This is a genomic window from Deltaproteobacteria bacterium HGW-Deltaproteobacteria-18 (assembly GCA_002841885.1).
Taxonomy (GTDB): Bacteria; Desulfobacterota; Desulfovibrionia; order Desulfovibrionales; family Desulfomicrobiaceae; genus Desulfomicrobium.
On record PHBE01000006.1, the window covers coordinates 122987 to 136203 of the forward strand.

The 13217-nt window shown below is 59.4% G+C and carries 10 protein-coding genes; 1 reads left to right on the forward strand and 9 read right to left on the reverse strand.

The features are described 5' to 3' along the window. Positions 1-48: 48 nt before the first annotated feature. From CVU60_06795 to CVU60_06835, 9 genes are all read right to left on the reverse strand, one after another. Positions 49-1791, reverse strand: a complete 1743-nt coding sequence (locus CVU60_06795; protein PKN42388.1) for a putative sulfate exporter family transporter — start codon at positions 1789-1791, stop codon at positions 49-51. A gap of 423 nt (positions 1792-2214) precedes the next feature. Continuing rightward, positions 2215-2448, reverse strand: coding sequence for a hypothetical protein (locus CVU60_06800; protein PKN42389.1), 234 nt, complete (start codon positions 2446-2448; stop codon positions 2215-2217). Positions 2449-2499: 51 nt separating this feature from the next. Next, a complete protein-coding gene (locus tag CVU60_06805; GenBank protein PKN42390.1) occupies positions 2500-4239 on the reverse strand; it encodes a putative sulfate exporter family transporter in 1740 nt (579 codons plus the stop codon). A gap of 259 nt (positions 4240-4498) precedes the next feature. Further along, positions 4499-5254: an ABC transporter gene (locus tag CVU60_06810; protein PKN42391.1), complete on the reverse strand. Its 756-nt coding sequence runs from the start codon at positions 5252-5254 to the stop codon at positions 4499-4501. A gap of 8 nt (positions 5255-5262) precedes the next feature. Continuing rightward, positions 5263-6558, reverse strand: a complete 1296-nt coding sequence (locus CVU60_06815) for an alpha/beta hydrolase (protein ID PKN42392.1) — start codon at positions 6556-6558, stop codon at positions 5263-5265. Positions 6559-6686: 128 nt separating this feature from the next. After that, positions 6687-7355, reverse strand: a complete 669-nt coding sequence (gene phoU / locus CVU60_06820) for a phosphate transport system regulatory protein PhoU (protein ID PKN42393.1) — start codon at positions 7353-7355, stop codon at positions 6687-6689. 50 nt (positions 7356-7405) lie between these two features. Continuing rightward, positions 7406-8167, reverse strand: a complete 762-nt coding sequence (locus tag CVU60_06825) for a phosphate ABC transporter ATP-binding protein (protein PKN42394.1) — start codon at positions 8165-8167, stop codon at positions 7406-7408. Positions 8168-8169: 2 nt separating this feature from the next. Next, entirely contained in the window at positions 8170-9978 is a 1809-nt protein-coding gene (locus CVU60_06830; protein ID PKN42395.1) for a hypothetical protein, read from the reverse strand. An 8-nt stretch (positions 9979-9986) separates the two neighbouring features. Continuing rightward, positions 9987-10682, reverse strand: coding sequence for a DNA-binding response regulator (locus CVU60_06835; protein PKN42432.1), 696 nt, complete (start codon positions 10680-10682; stop codon positions 9987-9989). A 259-nt stretch (positions 10683-10941) separates the two neighbouring features. Between CVU60_06835 and CVU60_06840 the strand changes: the two genes are divergently transcribed. Further along, positions 10942-13203 (forward strand): GGDEF domain-containing protein, encoded by a 2262-nt coding sequence (locus CVU60_06840; protein PKN42433.1) that lies wholly within the window; start codon positions 10942-10944, stop codon positions 13201-13203. The last annotated feature ends 14 nt before the right edge of the window (positions 13204-13217 follow it).

Sequence of the window (13217 nt, forward strand, 5' to 3'; positions counted from 1 at the left end):
GAATCCTTGAACAGGCCGGGGGAGCCCCCCCGGCCTGGTTGACGTTATCTAGATCTTGGCCGTGATTTCGGGGAAGACCACATAGAACATGACGTAGGCCATGGCCAGGGTCAAGGCCAGATTGAAGCTCTGCCCGCAAACGTACAGGATGAGCGGCTTGCCGCCCTTAAAATACTTGGACAGCTCGCGGAAGTTCGTGGACAGGCCGATGGCCGCAAAAGACAAGGCGAAGAACCAGTCGCGCAGGACCTTGGTGCCACCACGCACAATGCCGTTCTCCATGACCGCGTTGGCCAGATCCTTGTCCATGCCCTGATCCAGGATCGAAAAGAGGATGGACGCGCCGATGAAGCCGAGCACGAACTTGGGGAAACGGTGCCAGATTTCTCCAGCGCCGACGCTGTGGCCGGCTTCGGAGGACTCGACCTTGGTCACCCAGTACACGGCCACGCAGAAGGCCGTGACGCCGATCATGACGTTCTGGATCATCTTGATGGTCGCGGCCACGTACATGGCCTTCTGGCCCAGGAACGCGCCGGCAGCGGCCACGGCGCCCGTGGAATCGATGGTGCCGCCCATCCAGGCGCCGCCCAGAATCTCCGGAATGCCCACGGCCTTGATGAAGGCCGGCATGGCGATCATCATGATGGCGGTGAAGACCAGAGACAGGCCGATGGACAGGGTCAGCTCTTCCTTCTTCGCACGACAGGCGGCGGCAGTGGCGATGGCGGCGGAGGTGCCGCACACCGACATGTCAGCGGAGATGACGATGTTGAGAGTCTTGGAGGGCATCTTCAGCACGGTCTGGCCGAAGATGTAGGTGCAGACGATGACGACGGGGGTCACGACCCAGGCCACGAAGATGCCGGGAATGCCGATGGCCACGATCTTGTTGAAAAGCACCTCGGCGCCCAGCAGAACGAGGCCGGTCTTGATGAAGAACTCCACCTCGCAGGCCGGGAGCACCCACTTGGGCGTGCCTAGGGTGTTGGCTATGAGCATGCCCAAGACCACGCCCCAGGCCTCGGCGCCGAATCCATACTGCTTGGAAATGGCCTGGCCGCCCAGCATGTAGGCGAGCGTGGCTACCAAAAAGACGACTGCGAAGCCCTGCATGAAGGAAGGCATGCTCTTGCCCATGAGGGCGATGCCCAGGCCAAAGATGGCGGCCATGAATATGCCCAGGCCAATGAGCGTCGGAATGATGTTGAAAGGCTTGTTCTCGGTCTTCTTCTTGGCATCTCCGGCGGCCTTGTGGGCATCGCGCCACTCGCCGATCTTGGCTTTGGCGGCATCGTTGAGCGCGCCATCCTGGAAGGAGGCTGCGGCCGCGGCGTCCTCGGCGGCCACGGCGGCGACCAGGGCGGCCTCGGAAGCGGCTTTGGCCGCTTCGTACTTAGGCAGGGCCTTGTCGTTCAAGGCCGTGGCCTGCTCCTCGGTCATGATGAAGGCGTCAAGGGGATTGCTCTTCCAGGATCCTGGATGCTTGCTCCAATGGGTGACGAACTTGCCAAAGGGGGTGCCGGTGCCTTTGAGCTTGCCCTTGTCGTCCTGGGTTTTGTGCCAGGCGATGGTCTTGAACGGGGCCTTGGCCAGCTCCGCGTCCTGAACCTGGTTCGCCGCAGCGATCTTTTCGGCGAATTCGGCCTTGGGGCCGAAGGTCGTGTAGGCCAGTATGCTCACGACGATGATGATGAACCCCAGCCAGATGGCCAGGTAATCCTCTTTTTTCCACAGATCCGACAACTGGCTCTTGCCGTGGTCAATTACGACGTTGCTGTCTTGGGCCATTGATGCTTCTCCATCTTTTGTTGGTGTTGCTTCACAAACCCCGCTCAGGGGCTCCTTGTTCATTTTGAAGCGCTCTTAACAAAAGACATGCCAGAAGCTCTGCCATTTTATATCTCAAAATTACAATACGTTGAAAAAAAAGGGACTCTCGATCCTGCAAACATCCATTTACAGATGCATACTTGAGAGGGCAGCAAATCGCATTTTCAGGATGCCGCCAGGCGACCGGATTCTTGAGACTCGCCTCCCGGCATCGTGACGCTCGCGAACCAGGTCGGGCCGCGCAGATTCTCCGCCGGTCATTGCCTTCCCGCCAAGGCGGCCGACCCAAAGCTAAAAGACGCAAGCCCGGGAGATGCAACGCGTCGGGGACTGCACCGCAGCCAGACAGAGCGTCGCGCAAGGTTTTGCAAGAGGCTGCGCCTAGTTCTTCCCGAGGGCCATTCGCAGGTATTCCTCCCCTTCCTTCACCTGCTCGACATCGGTGTAATAGTACCGCGTGGGGTCGATGCCGTTGTTGTCCAGATACACGGACATGCGGTGCAGAGTTCCACAGGAACTGGTCAGCAGAGGCAGGAACAAATAGACGAAGGCCAGGGCCGTACCAAGAGCCAGGGCGAAATTCCTCAGTCTTTCAGGCAGGCTTTTCTCGCTCATTGAAAATCCTTGAACAGGCCGGGGGAGAACCCCCGGCCTGGTTGACGTTGTCTAGATCTTGGCCGTGATTTCGGGGAAGACCACGTAGAACATGAGGTAGGCCATGGCCAGAGTCAGTACAAGATTGAGGCTTTGACCGCAGACATACAAGATGAGCGGCTTGCCGCCCTTGAAGTACTTGGCCAGCTCGCGGAAGTTGGTGGACAGGCCGATGGCCGCAAAAGACAGCGCGAAGAACCAGCCGCGCAGCAGTCTGGTGCCGCCGCGAACAATGCCCTGATCGACGACTGCGCCGCCAAGGTCCTTGCCCATGCTCTGATCCAGGATGGAGAAGATGATGGATGCGGCGATAAAACCGAGCACGAACTTGGGAAAACGGTGCCAGATTTCGCCAGCACCAACAGTCTTCCCGGCCACGCAGTCAACCTTTGTGCACCAGTAGACGGCTATGCAGAACGCGGTCACGCCGATCATGACGTTCTGGATCATCTTGATGGTCGCGGCCACGTACATGGCCTTCTGGCCCAGGAACGCGCCGGCAGCGGCCACGGCGCCGGTGGAGTCGATGGTGCCGCCCATCCAGGCGCCGCCCAGAATCTCCGGGATGCCCACGGCCTTGATGAAGGCCGGCATGGCGATCATCATGATGGCGGTAAAGACCAGGGACAGGCCGATGGACAGGGTCAGCTCTTCCTTCTTGGCCCGGCAGGCCGCCGCGGCTGCGATGGCGGCGGAGGTGCCGCACACGGACATGTCGGCGGAGATGACGACATTGAGCGTCTTGGAGGGCATCTTCAGCACCTTCTGGCCGAAGATGTAGGTGCAGACGAGAACCACGGGGGTCACAACCCAGGCCACGAAGATGCCGGGCGTGCCGATGGCCACGATCTTGTTGAAGAGCACCTCGGCACCCAGAAGAACAAGACCGGTCTTGATGAAGAACTCCACCTCGCAGGCCGGAAGCACCCACTTGGGCGTGCCTACGGTGTTGGCGATGACCATGCCCAGGAGCACGCCCCAGGCTTCAGCGCCAAAGCCGTACTGCTTGGAGATGGCCTGTCCGCCGAGAATGTACGCCAGAACGGCGACCAGAAAAACCATCACAAAGCCCTGCAGGAATGCAGGCGCGCTCTTGCCCATCATGGCAATGCCGGCCCCGAAAATGAGCGCGATGAATATGCACAGGCCGATAAGAGTCGGGATGTGGTTGTAGGGCTTGTTTTCGACCTTCTTCTTGGCATCCCCGGCGGCCTTGTGTGCGTCGCGCCACTCGGCAATCTTGGCCGCTGCCTCGTCATTGAGGGCCTGGTTCTGGAAGGATGCGCCGGCCGCAGCCTCTTCCGCGACCACGGCAGCGGCAAGAGCCGCCTCAAGCTTGCCCTTGGCCTCTTCGTACTTGGGCATGCCCTTTTCGTTCAGGGCCTTGGCCTGGGATTCGGAACGGATCAGGGAGTCCATGGGATTGGTCTTCCAGGAACCGGGCTTCTTGGTCCAGTGGGATGCAAATTTGCCGAAGGCGGAACTGGAGCCTTTGAGCTTGCTCTTGGAGTCCTGGGCATTGTGCCAGGCGATGGTCTTGAACGGAGCCTTGGCCAGTTCCGCTTCCTGGATCTGGTTGGCGGCCGCGATCTTTTCGGCGAACTCGGCCTTGGGCCCGTAAGTCGTGTACGCCAGGATGCACACGGCAATGATGATAAATCCGAGCCAGATGGCCAGGAAATCCTCTTTTTTCCATAGATCCGACCACTGACTCTTGCCATGGTCGATGACGACGTTGCTGTCTTGCGCCATGAGTGTCTGTTCCTCCTAGAAAGTTGTTTCTCGCCAGTCCCCGAGTGGGACGCCATACATAATTCAAGGTGATTAAACAAAAGACATGCCAAGACTGGCAGTTGGCAAAGACACAACATCCCGATCGGTTACGGATGCAGGCACGTACAAAAATGCAAACCGTAGTTATCACATGATAACTACGGTTTGCTAAAATCAGTTCCTCTTGCAACAAACGTATGCAGGAGGTGCCAAGGAAAGAAAGGAACCCGCCGAGGGGCTATTTCTCGATGTCGAGCTCGCGTTTCTTGGTATAGATGAAACGCACCAGCTGATATTCAAATGGGCTTCCCGTCTCGTAATAACGAAACTTGACCTGGTGCCGCGCATCGACGGCTTTGACCCCATATACGCCGGTGGACGCCGACTCACGTGCAATCCAGCCCATGTCCTGGAAGAGGCCGTAGGAAGGGTTTATGGTCATGGCCGCATCCACGAACACGCCTCCCGTGTCGCGCACCCCGGAGGGTCCGAACACCGGGAGCACCAGATACGGACCGGCCGACACGCCCCAGAAACCCAGGGTCTGTCCGAAATCCTCGTCTTCCTGCGGGATGCCTCCATTGCCGAGCACGTCGAAGATGCCGCCCAGGCCGATGGTCGTGTTGAAGACAAAGCGGCCCAGCGAGACCGAAGCCTTTTTGGCCTTGCCTTGCAGGACAGAGTTCACAAAAATCGGTATTTCTTTCAAGTTATTGAAAACATTCGAAACGCCCTGCTGAACGCTGTCGGGCAGGATTGCTTCGTAGGTTCTGACCACCGGCAGATAGACATAGCGGTCGAGCTGGGCGTTGAAATGGTACATGTTGCGGTTGAATCCCTCCCAGGGATCATGGACCTGAAAATGCCGCTCCAGGGTCGGGTCTTCCGGGAGGCCGCGGTGAACGGGGGCCTGAAAGGGACCGGGCTGGTGCTGTCCGTTGGTAGCGCATCCGGCCAGTGCGAAGAGGATAAGGCAGAGTAGAAATATGCGCATGGTATGTCTCACTTGCGAAAAAAATCGAGCATGGCCGCGACGTTGTCCCGATAACGGATATTGCCGCAGTGCCCCCCTGCCGGATAGAGCGTCAGGCGGCCATTGAATGTGCGTTCCAGGAACCTGAAGTTGTCGGGGGTCAGGATGGGGTCGTCGGCATTGGTCATGACCGCGATGTTTGCGGACTCGCGCAGAAAGGGTGCTATGGATTCGAGGCTGCTGGCCGCCACGGCCCGTTCCCGGGTCATGGCCGGATCCTTGAAGGCCAGAAAAGGCAAGAGATACTCGTCCACATAATCCTCGAAACTCACGCCCACGGCCGCATCAAGATAGGGGGACAGGGATTCGTTCTTCTCGATGCGGTGCCCCCTGGGCGAGATGTAACCGGCCCCCGTACAGACATCGCTGGTAAAGACCATGGACGCAAGGGAGACGCGAAAAGCCACGCCGATGAGAATCTTGAGATCCTTTTCGGAAATGGAGCGGCTGTCGTGCAATGCAAAAAGAAATTCGTCGCCGAAATTGACCTCGTCGCTGTCGCGATAGGCCGCCGAAAGATCGGAGACCAGATCGGCCACGACCCTTGCAGCCTCGGTCCGGTCGGCCACGTTGTCGGAGAGCAGATGATCGAGGATGGTGGCCGAAGTCAGCAGGCTGACCGCAGGATTGAGAAGCATCACCCTGTCGAACCCGAAACGCTTCTCGCGCGTATCCAGCTCCGCCAGAAAAGCGGACTGTGTTCCGCCGAGGCTGTAACCGGTCAGGTTGTAGGAGGATATCCTGTCGCGGCCAATTTCGTTCACGATGGCGTCCATGCTCTGGTACAGGTCAGCCACGTCCTGGGGAATGAACCCCGGGACCTGAGTCGTGGACGCGCTGACCACAAAGTTCGGATACGTCGGCGAGGACAGGCTGACCACGTGGTAACCGGCCCGATGGAAGACCGCCTGCAGGAAGCGGCAGTTGGCCGAGTCGTAGGAAGAGCCCGTCCCGGCAATGATGAACAGCAGCGGCGCGACGTTGCGTTGCAGGGCCACTGAGTACTGCAGGGTGTCGTCATACCAGAGGATTTCGGGCACAGGACGCTCATGTAGCAGGAACTCGCTTCCGCGCACCACTCCCAGATCGCTCAACGGGTTGAGGTCGCGCAACGTGGCGGGCCGGAGGGAGTCCAGCGGAAATTCGTCCCGCGGCAGAGTGCCGAGCACGGTGGCCTCGTAAGGGTTCTTGAACGGATATTCGTAGGCACTGGCCGGCGCGAAGGCGGCCAGAACGAAAAGGCATAATAACAGGGCGCGATGCATGCGCAATCCTCCACGGTGGTGTATCGGGAATCACTAGCCAGTTGGAGATATGAGCGCAAGCTTTTACGCCGCGAATGAAAAGAGCGCCCGAAAGGCGCCCTCTTGCTGAATCAGTTGCTGACTTTGGATCAGCGCTCGTCGAAATAAAGCTTGTGTTTTATGTTCACCCCTTGGGCGATGAACACCACGGATTCTGCAATGTTGGTGGCCAGGTCGCCGATGCGCTCAAGGCGGCGGACGAGAATGATGGTGTGCACGGAGCGCTCGATGGCCGGAGTCTCATGGATCATGTATTCAATGACCTGACGCATGTTCTTGTGGTTCAGCACGTCGACCTCGTTGTCCAACTGGCAGACCTGCAGGGCCGCATCCACGTTGTTGAAGGAAAACGCCTGAGCCGCATGACGCAGCATGGCCAGGGCCTTGGTGCCCATCTCCAGCACGTCCTGATGAAACGGCAGCGGCGGCCGCGAGCTGAGCATGATGGACCGCTCGGCGATATTCACGGCCTCGTCGGCAATGCGTTCAAGGTCGACGCTGATGCGCATGCATCCGAGGATGAAACGCAGGTCCCCGGCCACGGGCTGCTCCAGGGCCAGCAGCTTGAGCGCCAGCTCGTCGATTTCGACCTCCAGGCGATTGACCTCCACGTCCCCGTCCTGAACCTCCTCGGCCAGGTACAAATCCTTGTCCACGTAGGCCTGGATGGCTTTCTGAACCGCGTCCTCGGTCAGGGAGACCATCTTCAGCACTTTGAGCTTCAACGTTTCGATTTCTTCATGCAAATGCGTATACATCTTTCACTTCCTTTAAAAATTTGACGGACCGTTCACGTGGGCTGGGAGCATCAACCGAAACGGCCGGTGATGTAGTCTTCGGTCTGCTTGTTCTCCGGACGGGTGAACAGCTTGTCCGTGGGGCCGACCTCGATGAGCTTGCCCATGTAGAAGAAGGCGGTCCTATCGGAGACACGGGCGGCCTGCTGCATGGAGTGCGTGACAATGACGATGGTGAATCTGTTCTTGAGTTCGTGGATGAGCTCCTCGATCTTCTGGGTGGCTATGGGGTCCAGCGCCGAAGCGGGCTCGTCCATGAGCAGCACCTCGGGTTCCACGGCCATGGCCCGTGCGATGCACAGGCGCTGCTGCTGGCCGCCGGAAAGGCTGAGGCCCGACTGGTCCAAGCGATCCTTGACCTCGTCCCACAGGGCGGCGAGCTTGAGGCTCTCTTCCACCCGCGCGTCGATGAACTCCCGGTCCTTGACGCCGTTGACCCGCAATCCATAGGCCACGTTCTCGTAGATGCTCTTGGGGAAGGGATTGGGCTTCTGGAAGACCATGCCCACCCGGCGCCGGAGAACGACCACGTCATGGGAGGAATCGTTCAGGTCCTTACCGTCCATGGTCAAGGCACCTTCGATGCGGGTTCCGGCGATGAGATCGTTCATGCGATTGATGCAACGCAGAAAAGTGGACTTGCCGCAACCCGAAGGCCCGATCAGGGCCGTGGCCTGGTGCTGCAGCATATCGAAACTGATATCCTGAAGCGCGTGAAAGTCCGAATAATAGAAGTTGAGATTTCGCGATGAAATCTTGACCGTTTCTGTCATGTCTATTCCTCTGGGATCTGCCCGGCCAGGGGCAAGGTGATGATAAAGCGGGAACCGATTCCGGTTTCGGGCACAGGGCTCTGCACCGTGATCCGTCCTCCGTGGTTGGCCATGATGTGCCTGCATATGGCAAGGCCGAGGCCCGTGCCGCCGATGGAGCTGTTGCGGTCCTTTTCCACACGGTAGAACCGTTCAAAAATCCGGGCCTGGTCCTCGACCGGGATGCCCGGCCCGTTGTCCTCGACAAAGACAACCAGCTCCCGCCCGCTCGGATGTCCGTGGACGCGGATGACGGCAGTTTCATCGGGCACATACTTGATGGCATTTTCAAGGACATTGCGGAAAACCTGGACCAGCTGTTCGAAATTGGCCCGCACCGGGGGCGTGGACGCACCCAGCTCGTTCACGAACTCGATGTCCTTGCTCAAGGGATGACAGCTCTTCCAGGCCGAATACAGCGCCGAGGCAGGTTCCACCGTGACCAGGTCGGGCCGCTGCTTGCCATGTTCCAGGCGCGAGAGCTGGAGCAGCTCGTCGAGCATGGTGTTCATGTGGTTGGCGTTACGCAGGATGACCTCCAGAAAGGATCGCGTCTGCTCGGGATCGTATTTCTCGATGCCCACCAGGGTTTCGGCGTAGCCCTTGATCGATGTCAGCGGCGTACGCAACTCGTGCGACACGTTGGCCACGAAATCACGACGGATCTGCTCAACCCGCTTGATCTCGGTGATGTCGTGAAAAACCATGATCACACCAAGCTCGGCATCGCCCTTGATGGGCACGATGGAGACATCGAAGCTTCTGCCGCTCCCCAGGGAGACCACCACGCCGACCTGGGAAAAATCCCCTTCCCGGCGCTTTTCGAGCGCCGCGTCGCAGGCGTCCTGCAAATCCTGAAGCAGGGACAGTTCCATGGGCTTGCGGCCCGCGAAGGACGAAAGGCCGGGAAAAATCTCCTGGGCGGCGTAGTTGCCGCGCAGAATCCGCCCGTGTCCGTCAAGGACGATCAGCCCAGCCTTCATGCCGTTGAGCACGGCTTCGGATTCCATCTTCTGCTTGACGATGGTCTGCATGTTGGACTCGATGCGTTCGACCATGTTGTTGAAGGCCTGCACCAGGGGAGTGAGCTCGGTGCTGGGAGAAAAACGGATGCGCTTGCCCGGCTCGCCCTGCCCGATGTCGGAGGCAGCCTGAGCCACCTTCGCGATGGCGCGGCCGATCTGACGGGAGGTCAGGGAGACAAGGCCAAAGGCCAATATGACGCTGAATCCGTAAACCCAGCCTGTCCGTCCGTAGAGCCGATCCAGGGTGTTGCGTATCTGGCTCTGGGGGCGCGCGATGCGCACGACCCCATCCGGCATGATCCCGCCGGCCGGAGTCCGCATGGCGGCATAGAGCAGGTACTGACCCAGGGTGTCGCTATAGCGAAGGCTGAGACCAATATCACCGTCAATGGCCTGCCTCACTTCCGGCCGACCCAAATGATTCTCCAGTATTTCGACCCGTTCCGTCGTTACACCGGAATCAGTCAGCACCCGACCGTCGATATCGATGAACGTGACGCGTATATCCATGCGCGCCGCCAAGTCACGCAGGGCCACGTTGACTTCTGCAATGGAGCTGAAAGAGCCGTGTGAGAGCATCCACTCCACGGCGCGCAGGTCTCGCCTCACGCTGTCGCGGGCCTCGCGCTCGCTGGTCTGCCCAAGGTTCTGGTGCAGATAGTAGGCCGGCACGCCCAGCGCCAAAAACAGAATGACCCCGAAGGCCAGAAACAGCCGCAGCCGAAAGGAAATCGTCGTGGTGGTCATGGAATGCCCTAATCGACCTGATTTTCACGTTTCATGCGATAGCCGATGCCCCGGACAGTCTCCAGCCAGTCGGCATAGGGGCCAAGCTTCTTGCGCAGCCGCCGCACATGGGTATCCACGGTGCGCGAATAGCCTTCAAACTCGTAACCCCAGGCGTTGCTCAGGAGCTGCTCCCGGGAGAGCACCTTGCCTTCGTTGCGCACGAATTCGCCGAAAAGGTTGAACTCCGTCGGCGTCAGGTGTGCGTCAATCCCGTCCACAAGCAGCGTATACGCCTCGAAATCGGCCACCAGCCCCTCGCGCTGCCAGTGCGCGACCTTGGGCAGGATGTTCACGTTGCGTCGCAGGACTGTCTTGATGCGCAGCATCAGTTCCCGGGGACTGAACGGCTTTATGACATAATCGTCCGCGCCGAGCTCGAAACCGAGGATGCGGTCTACTTCATCACCCCGAGCGGTGAGCATTATGATTGGTATGTGAGCGCAATCCGGACTGCCCTTGACGGCTTTGCACACGTCCGTGCCGCTCATGCCGGGCAGCATCAGATCCAGCAGCACCAGGTCCGGCCGTTCGGACTGGACCAACTGCAGACCTTTTTTCCCGTCCCGGGCCACGAAACAGTCGTATCCGCCCGACTTGAGGTGAAAGGCCAAAAGGTTGGCGATATCCGGTTCGTCTTCAATGACGACAATCTTGTGAGCCATGTTTCCCCCATTTTCACGAAAAGCGCCCATCGCTTTCGACGCGCCGTCCCCTCGTTCCCAAGATGGGGTACAGGCAGCGTGTGACAGCATTGTGACACCCGTATGAATTTCCTGTAACATTCGCCCCGCAGGGGTTCAAACCAAATCGCCACGCATCTGTCGCAGACCTGTCGCCAAAATGTCGCACCCGCCGGACAAAGAGCATCTGACCTTGACCCTTCCTGAAAAATGACCTGTGTCCCATCCATTCGAGGAAAAGATGTCCAATTCTCAAGCCGAAGCCATACAAACCGAAACAAAGCCCATTTTCGAACTCAAAAGGTTCCTGCACGCCCATCACAGGCTGAGCGCCTTCATATTTCGCCTCAAGGACTTCGGGCTCTGCCGGGAGCTCTACGGAGACCATGTCGCAGAGGAGCTGGAGAACCTGCTCCTGAACGCCTTGAACCGGCATGATCCCGACAGCCCGACTCTCAACGCCAGGCACGCCTTGCGCATCTCTTCCGGCGAAGCCCTGCTCGTTCGCTGTCTGGGCCAGGCCAATGATTCCCAGCTCATGGATCAGGCCTTCAGCCTCAAAGTCAAGCTGCAAGCCATTTTAAGAAAACATACCATTTCATCTCTCGGCAGGGAATTCGAGATCGAGGTGGGCTTTGCCACTCTGCCGGAATCCGCCCTGTTCGAACGTGAACGGGTTTTCCACGAGGCCATCCACGATGCCCGGCGCATGGCCCAGGGGGGTATCGATCTTGAAGCGGTCAAGCTCTCGTCGACCTTCCGCGCCATCATTCGCAACGACCAGATCCGCATGCTCTTCCAGCCGATTTACGATTTCAAGACCGGGATGATCATGGCCTGGGAAGCCCTGGCGCGAGGCCCACGCGGCTCGGATTTCGAATCGCCGTCGATCCTCTTTGATTTCGCCGAACAGTTCGGGCAGCTCTTTGCCCTGGAGCAGGCCTGTCGCGCCAAGGCCATGGAAACGGTTGGAACCCTGACCACGGGCCAGCGGCTGTTCCTGAACATCCACCCGCGCACCGTGGTCGACCCGACCTTTGCGCCCGGAAAGACCCTTGAGATGCTTGACGCGCACGGCCTCAAACCCGAAGACATCGTCTTTGAGATCACCGAACGCCATTCCATAAAAGACTTCACCTCGTTCCACAAAACCCTGGACCATTATCGCAGCCAGGGATTCAAGATCGCCGTGGACGATGCCGGAACCGGCTATTCGGGCCTGTCCACCGTCGCGGCCCTGAAGCCCGACTTCATCAAGGTCGACATGTCGCTGGTGCGCGATGTGGACAAGGACCCCGTGCGCAGGGCGCTGATGGAAACCATGGTCACCCTGGCCGGTCGCATCGGTTCGGAGATCATCGCCGAAGGGATCGAGACCAAGGGCGAGGCCCGCGCACTGACTGAAATCGGGGTGCACTATGGCCAGGGATACTACCTGAGCCGCCCCCACTACCCCAAACCCGAGACCCACCTGGACATGAAGGAGCTGACCCCGCTGCGCGCGGACAACTTCGGGCGACTGTCCTGCTCCATCCCCATAGGCCAGCTGATCCAGAAAACACTTACGGTCAGTCCCCGTACGCCGGTTCAGTCCGTTCAGCGGATCTTCGCCACAAATCCGGCGCTCTCAAACGTGGTCGTCGTTGACGAGGACGTGCCCCTGGGCCTGGTCATGGGCTACAGCCTGGACCGGCATCTGGCTACCCTTTACGGGCGGGCGCTCTATGCGGAAAAACCGGTGTCCGTGCTCATGGACACCACGCCCATGATCGTCGACGAACGCGAACCCGTGGAATACGTGGCCAAAAACGCCAACACCCGCGAAATGCTGAAAGCCTACGACGAGGTCATCGTCACCAGCGGCGGACAATTCATGGGCGTGGTCACGGTCCAGAAGATGCTGACCACCCTGGCGCAGGTTCAGGTCGAGATGGCCAAGGGCACCAATCCCCTGACAGGCATCCCGGGCAACGTGGCGCTCGAAAAGGAAATCGAGACAAGGCTCAGGCGAAGCAAGCCCTTCTGCATGCTCTATGCGGACCTCGACAACTTCAAGGTCTATAATGATGTCTACGGCTTCAAGGACGGCGACCTGGTCATTCTGCTGCTGGGCCGCATCATGACCTGGGCCATCACAAGGCATGGGCAAAGCGGAGACTTTCTGGCGCACATCGGAGGCGACGATTTCGTGGCCATGGTCAACCCGGAGAAAGCCGAACGCATCTGCCAGGCCGCCACCCGCTGCTTCAAGAGACTGATCCTGAACTGCTACCATGCCCAGGACCGCGCCAGGGGCTGGATCATGGGCAAGGGCCGGGACGGCAGGGAGCAGCAGTTCCCGCTTGTCTCCGTCTCCATCGGCATCGTGGACTGCATGGCTCCATGCAGCCTGCAGGCACTGGGGGAGAAAGCGGCCCAGATCAAGGGCTACGCCAAGACCCTGCCCGGCAATGTCTATGTCCGTGACCGGCGCGGTTCCTCCGGATGCGGGCAGGCGACCTGACCCGACAATCCACC